The following is a 19,454-nucleotide window of genomic DNA, read 5'->3' as shown; positions in this document are numbered from 1 at the left end:
TGCCACTTCCGTGCCCACAAGGTGACCCGATCGTTACGCATTCGAGACTTTGCTCGGGCCGGTCGCGGGCACCGTCTCCCCGGCCCCTGCTCCCGTGGCTCAGAAGGCTCCCTCTGCGCCGTCGAGGACCAGGCGGACCGCGTCCTCGCTCTTGCGTGCGCTGCGGGCGGCGCGGACGGCGCGCACGTCGGCCGAGATCAGCCCCTCCGGCCCCGGGTCGGACGGGACCGGCCGGTCGGCCTCCCGCAGGACGACCACGGCCTGCCCGTCCGCATCGGCGACCGGCTCGCCGAGAGCGAGGTGACCCGCGGCCACGAGCGCGTCGACCACCTCCCGCGCCCCCTGCAGCGAACCCCTGACCACCAGGTGCCGTCGGACCGGAGGCAGTCCGAGCACGGTGCGCTCGGCCAGCTCCTCGGAGGCCAGACGGACGGGGTCCCAGCGCACCAGCGCCTCCACGGCCGGCACACCGGCGTGCGGCGGCACGCCGCAGACCACGACCCGCGGCCGGTCCGCCGCGTCCGCCGGGCGCGCCGCCGACGCCGCGGTGCACCACCGGCGCAGCGCCTCGACCCCCGCGTCCAGGACCGGACGGTCCAGCAGCCGCCACCCGTCGAGCAGCACCACGGCTCCGTAGCCGCCCGGGGCCCACGGCTCGGCGCCGGGCGTCGCGACGACCAGCGCCGGCTCCGCCCCGACCTCGGGCACGACGCGCTCGCCGCCGGAGCTGATCACGCGCACCGAGGGGAAGGCGCGGCCGAGCTCCTCCGCGGTCCGCAGCTCCCCCATGCCCGAGGCCCGCAGCCGGGGGGAGCCGCACGAGCGGCAGGCCTGTCCCGGCCGCGCCGGCGTGCCGCACCACCGGCATGCCGGGGTGCGCCGCCCGCCGGTGCCGGCCGGCACCCCCACGGGGCCGGAGCAGCGGGCGCAGCGGACGGGCGTGCGGCAGTCCTGGCAGGCGAGGGAGACGACATACCCCTGCCTGGGCACCTGGACGAGGACCGGACCCCGCTCCAGACCGTCGCGCAGCGCCCGCCACGCGACCGAGGGGATGCGGGCGGTCGCAGCCCCGGGGTCGCGGTCCTGCTGGTGTCCCTCCCCCGCGACGACCACCGCCGGGGCGGCCGAGCGCAGCACGCCGGGCGCGGGCAGGACGTCGGGCAGGACGCCCTGACCGACCCACGCCTGGAGCGTGACGTCGCGCGTCAGTCCCCCCACCAGCAGCCCGGCGCCCTCCACCCCGGCCCGGGCGCGCAACACCTCGCGCACGTGCGGGTAGGGCGCCCTCGGCTCCTGGTGCAGGTCGTCCCCGTCGTCCCAGCAGACGAACAGGCCGGCGTCGCGCACCGGCGCCCAGGCCGCCGCACGGGTACCCACGACGACGCGGGCGTGGCCGCGCAGCACCTTCAGGAACGCGCGGTAGCGGGCCTCGGGCCCCAGGTCTGCGGTCAGCCGCACGCAGGCGTCCGCCCCGACCAGCCGCGTGAGCGCGGCCACCACCCGGTCGACGTCCCGGTGGTCCGGGACGACGACGACCGCGCCGCGCCCGCCGCGGAGCGTTGCCGCGACGGCCCCGGCGACGGCGGCCGTCCAGTCCCGCTCGGGCGGCTGCGCGGGCAGCGCGAGCCAGGCCGCCCACGGGGAGCCGCCCGTCCTCAGCCGGCGCAGCAGCGCCGGACCGGCCGGGTAGGCATCCCACGGCTCCTCCCCCGACGACCCGACCGGGACCGGCGCGTCCTGCGTCGACGGGTCCTCCTCAGCCTCGGGGGGCACGCTGCGCTCGGCCCGGGCGTGGCGGGGCGGCACGGCGAGCCGGAGCACGTCCGCCAGCGTGCCGCCGTAGTGGTCGCCCACCTGGCGTGCGGCCCGCACGACGGCCGGGGTGAGCACCTGCTCCGGGCTGACGACCCGGCGCAGCAGTGCCAGCCTGCCCTCGTGCTGCGCACTGGCGCGGCGCGCGAGGACGAAGCCGTCGTGGTCGCGCCCGGAGAACCGGACGCGCACGCGGGCGCCGGGGCGGGCGTCCTCGGCCAGGTCCGCGGGGACGAGGTACTCGAACGGCCGGTCCAGGTGCGCCAGCGGCGTGTCGACGAGGACGGTCGCCACCGGGTCGGTCCCGGCCACCGGCCGGTCGGCCCTGGGCCGTGACCGGTCCCCCTTGCGACGTCCCGTCCCGGGGACCTGGACCAGGGGCAGCTGCTCGACCGCCCCGGCCCCCGGGTCCCCGTGCCCGCTCACAGCGCCCGGAGGAGGTCCTCCACCCGGTCCAGGCGCTCCCAGGTGAAGGCCTCCTGCACCCCGGTGGCCCCGGTGCGCCCGAAGTGACCGTAGGCCGCCGTCGGGCGGTAGATGGGGCGGAGCAGGTCCAGCTCGTGGACGATCGCGGCTGGTCGCAGGTCGAAGACCTTGGTGATCGCGGCCTGGATCTGCTCCACCGGCACGGTCTCGGTGCCGAAGGTCTCGACGTAGAGGCCCACCGGCTGGGCGGTCCCGATCGCGTAGGCGACCTGGATCTCGCAGCGGCGGGCCAGTCGTGCGGCCACGACGTGCTTGGCCACCCGGCGCAGCGCGTAGGCGCCGGAGCGGTCGACCTTGGAAGGGTCCTTGCCCGAGAACGCCCCGCCGCCGTGGCGCGCCATCCCGCCATAGGTGTCGACGATGATCTTGCGCCCGGTGAGCCCGGCGTCGCCCATGGGGCCGCCGATCGTGAAGATGCCCGTGGGGTTGACCAGCATCCGGTAGCCGTCCGTGGCCAGCTCGATGCCGGCCTCGCGGGCCGCGTCGAGGACCGGGGTGATCACCCGGTCACGGATGTCGGGGGTGAGCTGGTCGGCCAGCGAGACCTCCGCCGCGTGCTGGGTGGAGAGGACGAGCGTGTCCAGCCGCACCGCGCGGTCCCCGTCGTAGGCGATCGTCACCTGGGTCTTGCCGTCGGGACGCAGGTAGTCCAGCTCGCCGTTCTTGCGCACGTCGGCCAGTCGCTCGGCCAGCCGGTGGGCGAGGTAGATCGGCAACGGCATGAGCTCGGGGGTGTCGTCGCAGGCGTAGCCGAACATCAGGCCCTGGTCCCCCGCGCCCTGCACGTCGTAGGGGTCGGGAGCCTCCTCGCCGCGGCTGGCGAGGGCGGTGTCGACGCCGACGGCGATGTCGCTCGACTGCTCGCCGATGGAGACCTGCACCCCGCACGTGCGCCCGTCGAAGCCCTTGTGCGAGTTGTCGTAGCCGATGTCCAAGATGGTCTGCCGCACGATCCGGGGGATGTCGGCGTAGCCGCTGGTGCGCACCTCGCCGGCGACGTGGACCAGGCCCGTGGTCACGAGCGTCTCGACGGCGACCCGGGAACGGGGGTCCTGCCGGAGCAGCTCGTCGAGGATGCCGTCACTGATCTGGTCACAGATCTTGTCGGGGTGCCCCTCGGTGACGGACTCTGACGTGAACAGGCGGGCCATGGATCTCCTCGGGTCGCAGCGGCTGCTGGCGTGGGTGCCCGGAAGTCTACGGTCCGCCCCCGACCGACCTTCCGGGTCCTCCGGGTCCCGACCCCCCGGTCTGCGGACGCTCAGCCCAGCTCGGCCGCGACGACGTCCCAGATGGCGGTCGCGATGACGTCCTTGGTCGCCGGGCCGACGGTCACGGCCTCCTGGCTGTCCGGCCGCAGCAGGTGCACGGTGCTGGTGTCCTGCCCGAAGGCCTTGTCCACGCCGACCTCGTTGGCCACGAGCAGGTCGCAGCCCTTGCGCTGGAGCTTGTCGCGGGCCAGCTCGAGCACGTCGCCGGTGCCGTCACCGGTCTCGGCGGCGAAACCGACGATGAAGGGCCGGCCTGCGCCGGCGCGGTCCTGCACCAGGCCTGCGAGGATGTCGGGGTTGCGCACCAGCTCGATGACCGGAGCGCTCTCGTCGCCCTCGCCGTGCGTCTTCTTGATCTTGCTCTGCGCGTAGTGCGCGGGCCGGAAGTCCGCGACCGCGGCGACCATCACGACGACGTCCACGTCCCCGGCGTCCACGGCGGCCTCGACCGCCTCCTGCAGCTCCAGGGCGGTGCCCACCTGGACCGCCTCGCAGCCGGGAGGCGTCGGCAGCGCGACGTTGGCCGAGACGAGCGTCACCCGGGCGCCGCGGCGCGCGGCCTCGGCGGCCACGGCATACCCCTGCTTGCCGGAGGAGCGGTTGCCCAGGAAGCGGACCGGGTCCAGCGGTTCCCGGGTGCCCCCGGCGGAGACGACGACGTGACGGCCGGCGAGGTCGTCGGTGGCGGGGCCGTGCAGGGCGGCCATCGCCGCCGCGACGATGTGCTCGGGGTCAGGCAGGCGTCCGGGACCGGAGTCCGTGCCGGTGAGCCGGCCGGAGTCGGGCTCGACGACCGTGACGCCGCGCTCGCGCAGCGTGGCGACGTTGGCGACGGTGGCGGGGTGCAGCCACATCTCGGTGTGCATGGCCGGGGCCAGCACCACCGGGCAGCGCGCCGTCAGGAAGGTGGTGGTGAGCAGGTCGTGGGCCAGCCCGTGCGCGGCCCGCGCGAGCAGGTCGGCGGTGGCCGGTGCGACGAGCACGAGGTCGGCCTCCTGCCCCAGACGCACGTGCTTGACCTCCGGGACGTCGTCCCAGACCTCGCTGGAGACGGGGCGGCCGCTGAGGGCCTCCCAGGTCGGGGCGCCGACGAAGCGCAGCGCCGCGGCGGTGGGCACCACGGTCACCTCGTGCCCCGCCTCGGTCAGCAGGCGCAGGACGAGGGCCGCCTTGTAGGCCGCGATGCCGCCTGCGACGCCGAGGACGACCCGCACGTCCTGCCCCCCGCCCTCAGCTCTCGGGCGAGCTGGTGTGCAGCTTGCCCTGGTCGATCTCGTGCAGGGCGATCGACAGCGGCTTGTCGGTGGCCTCGGCCTCCACGAGCGGCCCGACGTACTCCAGCAGGCCCTCGGAGAGCTGGGCGTAGTAGGCATTGATCTGGCGAGCCCGCTTGGCCGCGTAGATCACCAGGGCGTACTTGCTGTCGGCCCGCTCCAGGAGGCTGTCGATCGGCGGGTTGGTGATGCCGTCGGGATGGGCGATGGTGCCGGTCACGTTCTCACGGTTCCTTTGCTGGGGTGGGGTCAACCATCAATGATACGAGGTGCTCGGCGGCCCGGGCGACATCGTCGTTGATGATGGTCACGTCGAACTCCTCCGCGGCGGCCAGCTCGGTGCGCGCGGTGCGCAGCCTGACGTCCCGTTCCTCCTCGCTCTCGGTACCTCGGCCGACGAGCCGGCTGACCAGCTCCTCCCAGGACGGCGGGGCCAGGAAGACGAAGAGTGCCTCGGGCATCGCCCGGCGCACCTGCCGGGCACCCTGCAGGTCGATCTCGAGCAGGGCCGGGCGGCAGTGGGCGAGCGCCTCCTCGACCGGCTCGCGGGGCGTGCCGTAGCGGGCCCGACCGTGCACGACGGCCCACTCGAGCAGCTGTCCGTCCCGTTCGAGCCGGTCGAACTCCGCGTCGTCGACGAAGTGGTAGTGCCGCCCCTCGACCTCGCCGGGGCGGGGCCGGCGGGTGGTGGCGGACACGGACAGCCAGACCTGCGGGTAGTGCTCGCGCACGTACGCCGCCACCGTGCCCTTGCCGACCGCGGTCGGACCGGCCAGGACCACGAGACGCCGGTCGGCGGCCGTCTGGGCGTCCGACGGCCGGGCGGGCGCTGGCCGGGTGCTCAGCTCTCGCCGAAGCGCTCGAGGAGCTGGGCGATCTGGTTGGCGCCCAGGCCGCGGACACGCCTGCTCTCGGAGATGCCGATCTCCTCCATCACCTGACGGGCGCGCACCCGGCCGACGCCGGGCATCGACTCCAGCAGCGCCGAGACCTTCATCTTGCCGATGACGTCGTTGGTCCGCCCCTGCTGGACGACCTCCTTGAGGGACCCCTGCGCGTTCTTCAGGCGGTTCTTCACGGCCGCGCGCTCCTTGCGCGCCGCGGCGGCCTTCTCGAGCGCCTGCGCGCGCTGCTCGGGCGTCAGCTGGGGAAGTGCCACGCTCAACTCCTCGGTGTGCGGGTCTGCTGCGGACGAGCACGTCCGCGTACCTGCGAACCTACCGACTCGGGCACGGGTCTGCCAACCCGGACCCCCGGTGGACGGCACCGGCGCAGCCGGTCTCCACCGCAGGTCAGCGACGCAGCGCGGCCCGCAGCTCTGCGGTCAGCTCGCGGGCCTGCCGGCGCAGGTCAGCCGGTGCGGGACCGGCTGCGAGCACCCCCCTGCTGACCGGGACGAGGACACGCTCGGTCAGTCCGGCGAAGGTGCGCGCCAGGTCTTCGGCGCCGGCTCCCTGGGCACCGACGCCGGGGGCGAGCACCGGCGCCCCGGCACCGGCGAGGTCCACCCCGGCCGCGGCGAGGTCGTCCGGGTCCAGGGTCGCCCCGACCACCACCCCCACGTCGCCGAACGGCTCGAGGCCCGCGTCGTCCTGCGCCACCTCGGCGAGCACCCGGGCGGCGACCGTCGGGCTCCCGACCAGCTGGACGCCGGCGCCCTCCGGGTTGGAGGTGAGGCCCAGCACCCAGACGCCGCGCCCGGTCTGCCGCGCCAGGTCCACGGCCGGGCGCAGCGAGCCGTAGCCCAGGTAGGGGCTCAGGGTCACCGAGTCGGCGGCCAGCGGCGCCCCGTCGGACAGGTAGGCCTGCGCGTAGGCGCCCATGGTGGAGCCGATGTCGCCGCGCTTGGCGTCGAGCACGGTGAGCAGCCCGCGCTCGCGGGAGGCGGCCAGCACCTCCTCCAGGACCGCCACTCCGGCCGCGCCGTGCCGCTCGAAGAAGGCGGACTGGGGCTTGATCGCCGCGCACTCGCCCCTCACCGCCTCCAGGACCGTCGCGCTGAAGCTGCGCAGCCCCTCGGGCGTGTCGGGCAGCCCCCACGCGGCGAGCAGGTGGGCGTGGGGGTCGAGCCCCACGCACAGCGGACCGTGCCGGTCCATCGCGGCGGCCAGTCTGGCTCCGAAGTGCTCGGTCACGGGGTCCTCCGGTCGTGGTCGGTGGTGCGCGCGGGGCTGTCGCCCCTCCGGGGCGTGCTCGGGTATGGCGTGCCGCGCGGGTCCACGGTCCGAGGCAGGCCCGCCTCGGCGTCCGGCCGGGTGGCGCAGGGCACGCGGTCGGGACAGGCAAGGTGCTGCACGAGATGCAGCGCTACCGACGTCGCACGACGTGCAGGACGTCGTCTGTACCGCGGCGACGCCCCTGCCGCGGTGAACGTCGGACGCCTCACCGTGCCGCACCGGCCCCGAGCGCGTCCCGGACCCGCCACAGCAGCGTCGGGTCGGCCCACAGGGCGGTGCCGAGCTGCACCGCCTCGGCACCCTCGGACACGGCGGCGAGCGCCGGGCCCGGGCCGTGGATGCCACCGGCGGCGACCAGCGCGGCACCGGGCCAGCGCTGCTCGCGGGCGGCCTCGCGCAGGACCCGCAGCCCGGCGAGGGTCAGCGCGTGCGTCGAGGGTCCGGACCACCAGCGCCCCGGGCCCAGGGGCACCTGCCCGGACACCACGACCGCGCCGGCACCACCGCCGACGGCCGCCCTGGCGCGCGCCACGAGGTCGGCCCCCGCGACGTCGAGCCGGGCGAGGAGGAGCTGGTCGCGGGGGGCGGCCTCACGCACCCGTGCCATCGAGCGCAGCACGGTCTGGTCGTCGGCGCCGCGCAGGTCGACCTCGACGAGGACCACGCAGTCCCCCTCCAGGCTGCGGTGCACCTGGTCCACGACCGCGGCCAGGTCACCCGTCGTCGCGCCCCGCACCGCCAGGCAGGCGCTCAGGCCGCGGCCGGACGCCCACGAGAGCGTCTCGCGCGCGGCCGCCAGCGAGACGGCCCGCAGGTCGTCGTGGTCCACGCCCCCGACCCCGGTGGCGTGCACCCGGGGACGTCCCGCCCGGGGGCGGCGCGAGCCGGCCTCGACCGGGCCGACGGTGAGCGGCACGCCGTGGAGGTCCCCGAAGCGGGCCAGCGCGCGCGGGTCGGTCACGGCACCGGCACCGAGCAGTACGCGCGGCAGCTGCGCCGCCGGGGCGCGGCTCACCGGCGGGCCTCCTCGACGAGCAGCTCCCCGGGCACGACGGGGCCCTCCAGGCACGGTCGCAGCACCCGGGTGCCGGCCGCGTCCGGCACCTCCAGGTCGCACCCGCCGCACAGGCCGGTCCCGCAGACCGGCCCCGGCCCGTCCAGGTCGAGGGCCGCGGCCCGCACGGGCAGCCCCCGCGCCAGCGCGCGCCCCGCGACCTCGCGCAGGACCGGGACCGGGGCGGCGGCGTAGACGACCGCCGCGTCGACGTCGGGGGCGTCCAGGACCCGCTCGAGGGCGGCGGGCAGGTCCTCCGGCAGGGCCAGCACGACAGCCCGCGCGTGCCGGCGCAGGTGGACCAGGTCCAGGTGCCGCTCCGGGTCTGCGGCGCTGAGCACGACGTGGGCGGTGCAGCCGCGCTGGCGCACCATCGTGACCAGCCACCGCAGCGGGAGCGCACCGGCCTCGTGGCCGACGAGGACCACGGGCACCGGCGTCGAGGGCGGCGAGAATCCCCGCCCCAGCGGTCCGAGGAGGCGGATCGCCTCGCCCGGCGCCGTGTCCCTCCCGGCGTCGAGCACGAGCTCCAGGCTGGTGCCGTGCACGGGGTCCGCGTGCACGCCGGCGAGCCAGTGCACCTCGGGCAGCACGCTGCCCCGCGTCGGGTCCACCGGCACCACCACCAGCTGGCCGGGTCGTGCCGCGGCCCAGGTCCCGGCGTCGGGCACGGTCAGGGTGACCACGTCGTAGGCACCGGCCGCGCGCACCGTCGTGACGACCCCGGTCGTCGCCGGGACCGCCGGCGGGCCTCCCGTGGTCATCGTGCCCATCGTCTCGGCCCCGGTCAGTCCGTCCGGAGACCGGCCGGGCCGCGGCCGAAGAGGTCCAGCGCGGCGGCGTGCTCCTGCAGGGAGGTCACGTCCAGCGACCCCTCGCGCATCGCCTCGATCCCCAGGACCGCCACCGCCAGCTGCTGCACGGTGGTGATGATCGGCCGGTCCAGGCTCGTGGTCGCCGCGCGGATCGCGTAGCCGTCGGCGCGCGAGTCCCGCCCCGAGGGCGTGTTGATCACCATGTCGACCTCGCCTGCGGCGATCCGGTCCACCACGGTCGGCTCACCGTCGGCACCCCGTCCCTGGCTGTGCTTGCGCACCACCTCGGCGGGTATGCCGTTGCGCCGCAGCACGTCCGCCGTCCCCTCGGTGGCCATCACCGTGAAGCCCAGGTCGACGAGCCGCTTGACCGGGAAGATCATCGAGCGCTTGTCCCGGTTGGCCACGGAGACGAAGACCGTGCCCTCCAGGGGCAGGCCCGAGCCGGCCCGCAGCTGGCTCTTGGCGAAGGCCGCGCCGAAGCCCGCGTCGATGCCCATGACCTCGCCGGTCGAGCGCATCTCCGGTCCGAGGATGGAGTCGACCGCCTCACCGGTCTGGGTGCGGAAGCGGCGGAAGGGCAGGATCGCCTCCTTGACCGCGAACGGCGCGTCGGCCGGCAGCGCGCCGCCGTCCACCTCGCGGGGCAGCACGCCCTCGGCCCGCAGCTGCTCGACCGTGGTGCCGAGCATCACCCGCGCCGCCGCCCGGGCCAGGGCCACGCCCGTGGCCTTGGCCACGAAGGGCACGGTCCGGCTGGCCCGGGGGTTGGCCTCCAGCACGTAGAGCACGTCCTGGGCGAGCGCGAACTGGACGTTGATCAGCCCGCGGACGCCGATCGCCTCGGCCAGGCGGTGGGTCGCCTCGCGCACCTGCTGCAGCTCGGAGCGGCCCAGGGTGAACGGCGGCAGCACGCAGGCCGAGTCGCCGGAGTGGATGCCGGCCTCCTCGATGTGCTCCATGATGCCGCCGACGTAGAGGTCCTTGCCGTCGTAGATCGCGTCGACGTCGATCTCCACCGCGGTGTCGAGGAAGCGGTCGACGAGCACCGGGTGGTCGGGGCTGGCCTGGGTGGCCCGGCCCACGTAGCCGGCGAGCGAGTCGTCGTCGTAGACGATCTCCATACCCCGTCCCCCGAGCACGTAGGAGGGGCGCACGAGGACCGGGTAGCCGATCTCGTGGGCCACCTCGAGCGCCTCGTCGACGGAGTAGGCGGTGCCGTGCCGGGGGGCGGCCAGGCCGGTCTCGGCCAGCACCCGCCCGAAGGCACCACGGTCCTCGGCGAGGTCGATCGCCTCCGGGGAGGTGCCCACGACGGGGACGCCCTCGGCCTTGAGCGCTGCGGCGAGCCCCAGCGGGGTCTGGCCGCCCAGCTGGACGACGACTCCGGCCAGCGGTCCGGCCTGCCGCTCGGCGTGCACCACCTCCAGGACGTCCTCGAGGGTGAGCGGCTCGAAGTAGAGCCGGCTGGAGGTGTCGTAGTCGGTGGAGACCGTCTCCGGGTTGCAGTTGACCATGACCGTGTCGAAGCCGTGCTCGCGCAACGTCATCGACGCGTGCACGCACGAGTAGTCGAACTCGATCCCCTGCCCGATCCGGTTGGGGCCCGAGCCCAGGATGATCACCGCGGGTCGCTCCCGGGCGGCGACCTCGGTCTCCTCGTCGTAGGTCGAGTAGTGGTAGGGCGTCAGGGCCCGGAACTCGCCGGCGCAGGTGTCGACCGTCTTGTAGACCGGCCGCACGCCCAGGGCGTGGCGTACGCCGCGCACGACGGCCTCGGACATGCCGCTGAGCTCGGCCAGCTGGGCGTCGGAGAAGCCGTGCCGCTTCGCCCGGCGCAGCAGCGCCGGCGTCAGCCGGCCGCCGTCGGCGGCCCGGGCGTGGTCGCGCACCTCCTGGGCGACCTGGTTGATCAGCTCGATCTGGTCGAGGAACCAGGGGTCGATGCCGGTGGCCTCGTGCACCTCCTCCACCGTGCACCCCCCGCGCATCGCCTGCTGCACGAGCACCAGGCGCCCGTCGGTGGGGGTGGTGGCCTGCGCCAGGAGGGCGTGCGCCATCTCGGCGGTGGGCATCTCCTCCTCGCGCCAGTGGAAGGAGCTGCCCTTGCGCTCGACCGAGCGCAGCGCCTTCTGCAGCGCCTCGGTGAAGTTGCGGCCCAGCGACATGGCCTCCCCCACCGACTTCATCGTGGTCGTCAGGGTCGCATCGGCCGCGGGGAACTTTTCGAAGGCGAAGCGCGGCACCTTGACCACGACGTAGTCCAGCGTCGGCTCGAAGCTGGCCGGCGTCACGCCGGTGATGTCGTTGGGCACCTCGTCGAGGGTGTAGCCGAGCGCCATCTTGGCCGCGATCTTGGCGATCGGGAAGCCGGTCGCCTTGGAGGCCAGCGCGGACGAGCGCGACACGCGGGGGTTCATCTCGATGACGATGACCCGGCCGTCCTCGGGGTTGACCGCGAACTGGATGTTGCAGCCGCCGGTGTCCACGCCGACCTCTCGGATGACCGCGATCCCGATGTCGCGCAGCCGCTGGTACTCCACGTCGGTGAGGGTCATCGCCGGTGCGACGGTGATCGAGTCGCCGGTGTGCACGCCCATCGGGTCGAGGTTCTCGATCGAGCAGACCACGACGACGTTGTCGGCGTGGTCGCGCATGATCTCCAGCTCGTACTCCTTCCACCCCATGATGGACTCCTCCAGGAGCACCTCGGTGGTCGGGCTGTCCTGCAGGCCGGCGCCGGCGATCCGGCGCAGCGACCCCTCGTCGTGGGCGAAGCCGGAGCCCAGCCCGCCCATCGTGAAGGAGGGGCGTACGACGACCGGGTAGCCCAGCTCCTCGACGGCCGCGAGCACCTCGTCCATGGTGTGGCAGATCGTCGACCGGGCGCTCTCCGCGCCGCACGTCTCGACGACGCCCTTGAAGGCCTGCCGGTCCTCCCCCAGCTGGATCGCGCGCACGTTGGCGCCGATGAGGGGGCAGTCGTACTTCTCCAGCACACCGGCCTCGTGCAGCGCGACGGCGGTGTTGAGCGCGGTCTGGCCCCCCAGGGTCGCCAGCACCGCGTCGGGACGCTCCTTGGCGATGATCGACTCGACGATCTCGGGGGTGATCGGCTCGACGTAGGTCGCGTCGGCAACGCCGGGGTCGGTCATGATCGTCGCCGGGTTGGAGTTGACCAGGACCACGCGGACGCCCTCCTCGCGCAGGACGCGGCAGGCCTGGGTGCCGGAGTAGTCGAACTCCGCCGCCTGGCCGATGACGATCGGCCCGGAGCCGATGACCAGGACGCTCCTGATGTCCTCACGCCTGGGCACGGGTGTCCTCCTGCTGCTGGTGGCCGGTGAGCATGTCGACGAACCGGTCGAAGAGGTACTCCGCATCGTGCGGGCCGGCGGCCGCCTCGGGGTGGTACTGCACGGAGAAGGCGGGGACCTGCTCGCAGCTGAGCCCCTCCACGACGTCGTCGTTGAGGGCGACGTGGGAGCAGCGGACGGGGCCGTACGGCGTGTCCGCCGCCTGGTCGGTGGGGACCCCCTGCGGCCAGGCGATCGCGAAGCCGTGGTTGTGCGCGGTCACCTCCACCCTGCCGGTGGACCGGTCGAGCACCGGCTGGTTGATGCCGCGGTGGCCGAAGGCCAGCTTGTAGGTGCCCAGGCCCAGCGCCCGCCCGAGCAGCTGGTTGCCGAAGCAGATGCCGAAGAACGGCAGGCCGGCGTCCAGCACGCTGCGCAGCAGACCGACCTCGTGGTCGGCCGTGGCGGGGTCGCCCGGACCGTTGGAGAAGAACACGCCGTCGGGCTGCGTCGCGAGCACCTCCTCGAAGGTGCTCGTGGAGGGCAGGACGTGCACGCGGATGCCGCGGGCGGCGAGCAGCGCGGGGGTGCGGCCCTTGATGCCCAGGTCGAGCGCGGCCACGGTGAACCGGGTCGGCGTGCCCTCCGGCGGCGAGACCACGTAGGGGTGCTGGGTGGTCACCTCGGCGGCGAGCGCCGCCCCGGTCATCACCGGCGCCTCGGTGACCGTGCGCACCATCTCCTCGCGCGTGGCGGCGGCCGCCTCGCCGGAGAAGATCCCGGCGCGCATGGCGCCCCGGTCGCGCAGGTGCAGGGTGACCGCACGGGTGTCGACGCCGCTGATGCCGACGACTCCGGCCCGGCGCAGCCCGTCCTCGAGATCGCCCCGGGAGCGCCAGTTGGACGGGCGCAGGGCGGGGTCGCGGATGACGAGCCCGGCGACCCAGACCCGCTCGCTCTCCCGGTCCTCGGCGTTGATGCCGGTGTTGCCGATGTGCGGGGCGGTCATCACGACCACCTGCCGGTGGTAGGAGGGGTCGGTGAGCGTCTCCTGGTAGCCGGTCATCCCGGTGGCGAAGACGGCCTCGCCCACCGTGGTGCCGAGCGCCCCGTAGGCCTCGCCGCGGAAGGTCCGCCCGTCCTCCAGGACCAGGACGGCCTCCTTCGGTATGCGGTGCTCGCTCACTCGTTCTCCTCCTCGGCACCCCACACCAGACCCTCCCGGGCCGTGACCCGCCCGCGCAGCATCGTCAGGTGCACCGCACCCACGAGCTCGCGGCCGTGCCAGGGGTTGTTGCGCGACAGCGACTGGGACAGCGCCGCGTCGACGGTGTGCTCGCGGGCCGGGTCGACCAGCGTCAGGTTGGCGGGGGCACCGACGGCGATCCCGTGCCCCTGGGTGCCCAGGCGGGCGATGCGAGCCGGGGCGGTGGACATCACGCGGGCGACGTCGGACCAGCTCATCCGTCCGGTGCGCACCATCAGGGTGCTCACCACCGGCAGCGCGGTCTCCAGCCCGAGCATGCCGAAGGCCGCGTCGACGAAGGCGTGCTCCTTGTCCTGCCGCACGTGCGGCGCGTGGTCGGTCGCGACCGCGTCGATGGTGCCGTCGGCCAGCGCCTCGCGCAGCGCCTCGGCGTCCTCGGTCGGCCGCAGCGGCGGGTTGACCTTGTAGACCGGGTCGTAGCCGGCCAGGTGTTCCTCGGTCAGCATGAGGTGGTGCGGGGTGACCTCCGCGGTCACGTCGATGCCCTGCGCCCGGGCCCACCTGATCACCTCGACGCTGCCCGCCGTGGAGACGTGGGCGACATGGACGCGGGAGCCGGTGTGGCGGGCGAGCATCACGTCCCGGGCGACGACGGTCTCCTCGGCGACGGCTGGCCAGCCGGGCAGGCCGAGCCGCCCGGACAGCTCGCCCTCGTGGCAGCAGGCGGTCGGGCCGGCCAGGCTCGGGTCCTGGCTGTGCTGGGAGATGACGCCGTCGAAGGAACGGACGTACTCCAGCGCGCGGCGCATGAGACGGGCGTCCTGCACGCACCGGCCGTCGTCGGAGAAGACCCGGACGCGGGCGCGGGAGCGGGCCATGAGGCCCAGCTCGGCCAGCTCCTCGCCGGCCAGGCCCTTGGACACGGCGCCGACGGGGTGCACGTCGACGTAGCCGGCGCGGCGGCCCAGGTCGTGGACCCGCTCGGCGACCTCGGCGGTGTCGGTGACCGGGTCGGTGTTGGCCATCGCCAGGACCGCGGTGAACCCGCCGGCGGCCGCCGCGCGCGAGCCGGACTCGACGGTCTCGGCGTCCTCGCGCCCCGGCTCGCGCAGATGCGTGTGCAGGTCGACCAGGCCGGGCAGCAGCACCAGTCCGTCCCCGTGCATGCGCTGCGTGCGCTCCGGCGCCCCGTCGGCGGCGTCGGCGCCGAGGGCGGCGACGCGTCCGTCGACGACGAGGACGTGCTGGACGCCCTGGCCGAGGACGTCGGCTCCCTCGATCAGCACCGGGGGCGGGGTGCTGGTGCTCTTGTGCGCGTTCACTGCTCGCTCCCTTCCCCGGCGAGGAGGTGGTAGAGGATGGACATCCGCACCGCGACGCCCGCGGAGACCTGGTCCAGGACCAGGGACCGGGCCGCGTCGGCGGCGTCGGCGGAGATCTCCAGGCCCCGGTTCATCGGCCCCGGGTGGCAGATGACGGCGTGGTCCTGCAGCAGGGCGAGGCGGCGCGGGGTGAGCCCGTAGGTGACCGCATACTCCCTGGCGGTCGGGAAGTAGCCGCCGCTCATCCGCTCGCGCTGGACCCGCAGCATCATCACCGCATCGACGGTCGGCAGCACCTCGTCCAGGTCGTAGGAGGTGGCGAAGCCGTCCGCGCCCGCCCACGCGACGATCCCGCTGGGCATGAGGGTCGGCGGCGCGACGAGGGTGACCTGCGCCCCCAGCCGCCGTAGGCACAGCAGGTTGGAACGGAGCACGCGGGAGTGGGTCAGGTCGCCGACGATCGCGACGTGGCGGCCCTCCAGGTCACCGAGCGCGCGCCGCATCGTGTAGGCGTCGAGCAGCGCCTGCGAGGGGTGCTCGTGGGTGCCATCGCCGGCGTTGACGACCGAGCAGCCCACCCAGTCGGCGATCTGCGCCGGGGCACCGCTGGCCGGGTGGCGCACGATGAGCATGTCCACGCCCATCGCGTCGATGGTCAGCACGGTGTCGCGCAGGCTCTCACCCTTGGACACCGAGGTGCCCTTGCCGGTCAGGTTGATCGTGTCGGCGCTGAGCCACTTGCCCGCGATCTCGAAGCTGGACCGGGTGCGGGTGGAGTCCTCGAAGAAGAAGTTGATGATGGTGCGGCCGCGCAGGGTCGGCAGCTTCTTGACGTCGCGGTGCTGGACCTCGTGCATCGACACCGCGGTGTCGAGGACGGAGAGGATCTCCTCGCGCGACAGGTCCGCGATCGAGAGCAGGTGCTTCACCGGGCTGCTCCCCCGTCGGCCGGGCCCGCGATCCGCACGCCCTCGGTGCCCTCGCCGTCGTGCTCGACCAGGCGCACCATGACCCGCTCGCTGTGCGAGGTCGGCAGGTTCTTGCCGACGTAGTCGGCGCGGATCGGCAGCTCGCGGTGGCCGCGGTCGACGAGCACCGCCAGGCGCACCGCCCGCGGCCGGCCCAGGTCGGCCAGCGCGTCGAGGGCGGAGCGCACGGTGCGGCCGGAGTAGAGGACGTCGTCGACGAGGACCACCACCTTGCCGTCGACGCCGTCCCCGGGGATGTCGGTGGGCTCCACGGCCCGGGTGGGCTGGCGGCGCAGGTCGTCGCGGTACATCGTCACGTCGAGCGAGCCGACCGGGACCTCGGTCCCCTCGACCTGCAGCAGCGCCTCGCCGAGGCGGCGGGCCAGGTGCGCGCCACGGGTGGGGATGCCCAGCAGGAGCAGGTCCTGCGGGCCCTTGTTGCCCTCGAGGATCTCGTGGGCGATCCGGCGCACGGCGCGGTTGATGTCGTCGCTGCTCAGGACCACACGTCCTGGGACAGCTTCTGGGTGGGCAGCACTCACAGCCCGTCTCCTTCCCCGCCTCTCGGGACGGTGGTTAAAGGACGTGTCGGTCGCGGACAGCGTACTACCGTCCCGCGCGCCTCCTGTCGCGGGCCCGCTCGACCAGCTTGATCAGCTCGTCGGACCACAGCACGCAGCTGGCCAGCAGCGTGCAGACCAACCAGTGGAACGGGTCCAGCGCCGCCGTGCCGAAGGCGGTCTGCAGCACGGGCAGGTGCACCACGGCGACCTGGGCCACGACGCCGAAGACGATCGCCGCCCACAGCCAGCGGTTGCTCCACAGGTCCTTGAGGCCGCTGACCGTCTGCGAGCGCGAGTTGAGCACGTTGAACAGCTGGGCCAGGACGAGGGTGGTGAAGCCTGCCGTCCGGGCAACGGTCAGGTCGTCCTGCCCCTCGACCAGGCCGCCGGGCAGGAAGACGTCGATCGTGAGCAGGCTGACCACGGCCATGACCGCGCCGACAGCCAGGATCCCGGACCACATCCGCGCGTCGATCACCCGCTCCCCGCGGCGTCGCGGCCGCCGGGCCATCACGTCGTCGGTCTCGGGGTCCATGCCCAGGGCGAGCGCGGGTGCGGAGTCGGTGACCAGGTTGATCCACAGGATCTGCGTGGCCAGCAGCGGCAGCACGACAGCCTCGGCGCTCGCGTCGGTCAGGCCGATGACCGGGGCGAGGACCACGCCGAGGAAGACGGTCAGGACCTCGCCCATGTTGGAGGAGAGGAGGTAGCGCAGGAACTTCTTGATGTTGTCGAAGATCACCCGGCCCTGGCGGACGGCGACGACGATCGTGCTGAAGTTGTCGTCCCGCAGGATCATCGCGCCGGCCTCCTTGGTCACCTCGGTGCCGGTGATGCCCATGGCCACCCCGATGTCGGCCGACCGTAGCGCCGGGGCGTCGTTGACGCCGTCGCCCGTCATCGCGACGACGTGGCCCTGCGACTGCAGCGCGTCGACGATCTGCAGCTTGTGCTCCGGCGCCACCCGCGCGAACACGTCCACCTCGGTGACGGCCCGGGCCAGGCCCTCCTCGTCGAGCCGGTCGAGCTCGGCCCCGGTCAGGGCCGTCCCGTCGGGGCCGGTGATGCCCAGGTCCTGGGCGATGCGCAGTGCGGTGGACGGATGGTCACCGGTGATCATCACCACCCGGACCCCGGCGCGGTGCGCGTCGCGGACGGCCTCGCCGGCCTCCGCCCGGGGCGGGTCGATCATCCCGACCGTGCCCACCCAGACCAGGTCCTGCTCCAGCTCCTCCGCGACCTCCGCGGGCACCTCGCCGGCCTCGAGGTATGCCGTGTCCAGCAGCCGGGTGCCGGCCCCGTCGGAGCCGGACCGGCCGAGCGGCCGGTAGGCGACGCCGATGGTCCTCATCGCCCGACCCGACAGGTCCTCCACGTCCGCCAGCGCCCGGGCCCGCGTCGCCTCGTCGAGGACGAGGGTCTCCATCCCCCTGCGGTAGCGGGTGCAGCGCGCGAGCACCACGTCCGGGGCGCCCTTGGTGACGAGCACGGGCTCGTCGTCCCGCTCGTGGTCGAGGTGGACGGTCGACATGCGTTTGCGCCCGGAGGTGAACGGCGCCTCGCCGACCCGGGTGAACCGCCGCACCCGGCGCTCGGTCAGCCCCATCTTGCGCTCGGCGACCAGGAAGGCCGCCTCGGTCGGGTCGCCGAGCACGGACCACTGCCCTTCCTCCTGGCGCAGCTCGGAGTTGGATGCCAGCGACCCGCCGGAAAGGACGACCGTGCCCTCGGCACGCTGCGGCTCGTGGTCCGGGTCGGCGGTGGTGCCGAGCACCGCGTCCCCGTCGTGCACCACGCCCTCGGGCCGGTAGCCCGCGCCGGTGACCTCCGCGCTGCCGGAGGCGGTGACCACCCGCTGGACGGTCATCTCGTTGCTGGTCAGCGTGCCGGTCTTGTCCGTGCAGATCACCGAGGCCGAACCCAGCGTCTCCACCGAGCTGAGGTCCTTGACGATCGCGTCGCGCCGCGCCATCTGCTGGACCCCGACGGACAGGACGACCGAGAGCACGGCCGGCAGCCCCTCGGGCACGGCCGCGACCGCGAGCGAGACGCCCAGCAGCAGCACGGTCACCGCGTCCTCGGCGGTGCGGACGTCGCTGATCAGCCACACGGTCGCCATCACGACGACGGCGATGACCACGACGGCGATGCCGAGGAACCTGCCGATGAAGGCGATCTCGCGTTCCAGCGGCGTGGGCTGGCGGACCGTCGACTCCAGCAACCGGGCGATACGACCCATCTCGGTGTCCATCGCCGTCCCGGTCACGACCGCACGACCCGTGCCGGCCGTCACCGCCGTGCCCCTGTAGACCGCGTTGGTGCGGTCCCCGAGAGGCAGGTCGTCCGGCAGCGTCCCGGGCGCCTTGGACACGGCGGTCGACTCCCCGGTGAGCGCGGCCTCGGCGACCCGCAGGGCGTTGGCCGTCACCACCCGCGCGTCGGCGGCGACGCTGTCCCCCTCCGCGAGCACGAGGACGTCGCCGAGGACGACCTCGCGCGCCGGGACCTGCACCGCCCGGCCGCCGCGCACCACCGTCGCCCGCACCTCGGTCATCCGCTGCAGCGCGGCGACCGCCTGCTCCGCGCGCGTCTCCTGGCTGTAGCCCAGGACCGCGTTGAGCACCACGATGACCGCGATCACGACGGAGTCGACCGGCCATCCCCCGGCGCCCTCGACCCACCAGGCTCCGGTCGCGACGACCACGGCCGCGAGGAGGAGGTAGATCAGCGGGTCCTGGAACTGGGCCAGGAACGTGCGCCAGCGCGGGACGGGGGCGGAGGCCACGAGCGCGTTGGGGCCGTCCCGCTCCAGCCGGCGAGCCGCCTCGGGGCCCGACAGCCCGGCCTCGGGGTCGACGCCCAGGTCCGCCACGGCCTCGGCCCTGCCCAGTGCGGACCCCTCGCTGCTCGGCACGGCCACCCCTGGATCGTCGCAGACCCGGCGCGGCGCCCGGTGGCAGGGTGTCCACCCGGCCACACCCCATACCCCACCGACGACACGATCGGTCCGCGAGCGGCGACACATCCTTGCACGGTGGCCGCCCGGCGTGGTCGGGGTGCCCACAGCTGTGGACGGCGCACAGAGCCGCACGTCGTGCCAGGCCAGCCTGGGCGCATGATCCTGCCACCGAGCCCGTTCGCCCGGGAGCAGTTCCGTGCGCTCGGCCACAGCCACCGCGAGCTGGACCGGCTCGTCGAGGCCGGGGAGG

15 protein-coding genes are annotated in these 19,454 nt (G+C 74.3%); all 15 read right to left on the bottom strand.

From position 1 onward, the window contains the following. Nucleotides 1-99 precede the first annotated feature (99 nt). Nucleotides 100-2,238 carry a primosomal protein N' family DNA-binding protein gene (locus DV701_RS02025; RefSeq protein WP_202863605.1) on the bottom strand — a complete coding sequence of 713 codons (2,139 nt, stop codon included), beginning with the start codon at nt 2,236-2,238 and terminating at the stop codon, nt 100-102. Beyond that, complete coding sequence (gene metK, locus DV701_RS02020; protein ID WP_114926859.1) at nt 2,235-3,449, bottom strand: methionine adenosyltransferase; 1,215 nt, start codon at nt 3,447-3,449, stop codon at nt 2,235-2,237. The genes DV701_RS02025 and metK overlap by 4 nt, the downstream gene beginning before the upstream one ends. Before the next feature lie 110 nt (nt 3,450-3,559). Next, nucleotides 3,560-4,783, bottom strand: a complete 1,224-nt coding sequence (coaBC, locus tag DV701_RS02015; RefSeq protein WP_114926858.1) for a bifunctional phosphopantothenoylcysteine decarboxylase/phosphopantothenate--cysteine ligase CoaBC — start codon at nt 4,781-4,783, stop codon at nt 3,560-3,562. Between the two features lie 16 nt (nt 4,784-4,799). Next, nucleotides 4,800-5,063, bottom strand: coding sequence for a DNA-directed RNA polymerase subunit omega (gene rpoZ, locus DV701_RS02010; protein WP_114926857.1), 264 nt, complete (start codon nt 5,061-5,063; stop codon nt 4,800-4,802). A 4-nt stretch (nt 5,064-5,067) separates the two neighbouring features. Then, on the bottom strand, nt 5,068-5,625 hold the full coding sequence (gene gmk / locus DV701_RS02005) for a guanylate kinase (protein WP_114926856.1): 558 nt from the start codon (nt 5,623-5,625) through the stop codon (nt 5,068-5,070). A 59-nt stretch (nt 5,626-5,684) separates the two neighbouring features. Beyond that, complete coding sequence (gene mihF / locus DV701_RS02000; RefSeq protein ID WP_202863604.1) at nt 5,685-6,002, bottom strand: integration host factor, actinobacterial type; 318 nt, start codon at nt 6,000-6,002, stop codon at nt 5,685-5,687. A gap of 133 nt (nt 6,003-6,135) precedes the next feature. Beyond that, a complete protein-coding gene (gene pyrF, locus DV701_RS01995) occupies nt 6,136-6,978 on the bottom strand; it encodes an orotidine-5'-phosphate decarboxylase (protein ID WP_228255164.1) in 843 nt (280 codons plus the stop codon). A gap of 247 nt (nt 6,979-7,225) precedes the next feature. After that, nucleotides 7,226-8,035, bottom strand: coding sequence for a beta/alpha barrel domain-containing protein (locus DV701_RS01990; RefSeq protein ID WP_114926854.1), 810 nt, complete (start codon nt 8,033-8,035; stop codon nt 7,226-7,228). Then, nucleotides 8,032-8,838 (bottom strand): iron-sulfur cluster-binding protein, encoded by an 807-nt coding sequence (locus DV701_RS01985; RefSeq protein WP_162802751.1) that lies wholly within the window; start codon nt 8,836-8,838, stop codon nt 8,032-8,034. Before DV701_RS01985 ends, DV701_RS01990 begins: the two co-directional genes overlap by 4 nt. A gap of 23 nt (nt 8,839-8,861) precedes the next feature. Beyond that, on the bottom strand, nt 8,862-12,206 hold the full coding sequence (gene carB / locus DV701_RS01980; protein ID WP_114926852.1) for a carbamoyl-phosphate synthase large subunit: 3,345 nt from the start codon (nt 12,204-12,206) through the stop codon (nt 8,862-8,864). Continuing rightward, nucleotides 12,193-13,371 carry a glutamine-hydrolyzing carbamoyl-phosphate synthase small subunit gene (carA, locus tag DV701_RS01975; protein ID WP_114926851.1) on the bottom strand — a complete coding sequence of 393 codons (1,179 nt, stop codon included), beginning with the start codon at nt 13,369-13,371 and terminating at the stop codon, nt 12,193-12,195. The genes carB and carA overlap by 14 nt, the downstream gene beginning before the upstream one ends. After that, nucleotides 13,368-14,714, bottom strand: coding sequence for a dihydroorotase (locus tag DV701_RS01970; protein WP_228255163.1), 1,347 nt, complete (start codon nt 14,712-14,714; stop codon nt 13,368-13,370). Before DV701_RS01970 ends, carA begins: the two co-directional genes overlap by 4 nt. Beyond that, nucleotides 14,711-15,643: an aspartate carbamoyltransferase catalytic subunit gene (locus DV701_RS01965; protein ID WP_114926850.1), complete on the bottom strand. Its 933-nt coding sequence runs from the start codon at nt 15,641-15,643 to the stop codon at nt 14,711-14,713. The genes DV701_RS01970 and DV701_RS01965 overlap by 4 nt, the downstream gene beginning before the upstream one ends. Beyond that, a complete protein-coding gene (gene pyrR, locus DV701_RS01960; RefSeq protein ID WP_229574864.1) occupies nt 15,640-16,188 on the bottom strand; it encodes a bifunctional pyr operon transcriptional regulator/uracil phosphoribosyltransferase PyrR in 549 nt (182 codons plus the stop codon). Before pyrR ends, DV701_RS01965 begins: the two co-directional genes overlap by 4 nt. Before the next feature lie 100 nt (nt 16,189-16,288). After that, nucleotides 16,289-19,165, bottom strand: a complete 2,877-nt coding sequence (locus tag DV701_RS01955; RefSeq protein ID WP_324616612.1) for a cation-translocating P-type ATPase — start codon at nt 19,163-19,165, stop codon at nt 16,289-16,291. Nucleotides 19,166-19,454: the final 289 nt, after the last annotated feature.

The organism is Ornithinimicrobium avium, from assembly GCF_003351765.1.
GTDB classification, from domain to species: Bacteria; Actinomycetota; Actinomycetes; order Actinomycetales; family Dermatophilaceae; genus Ornithinicoccus; species Ornithinicoccus avius.
This window is presented reverse-complemented; position numbering and strand designations above follow the sequence as displayed.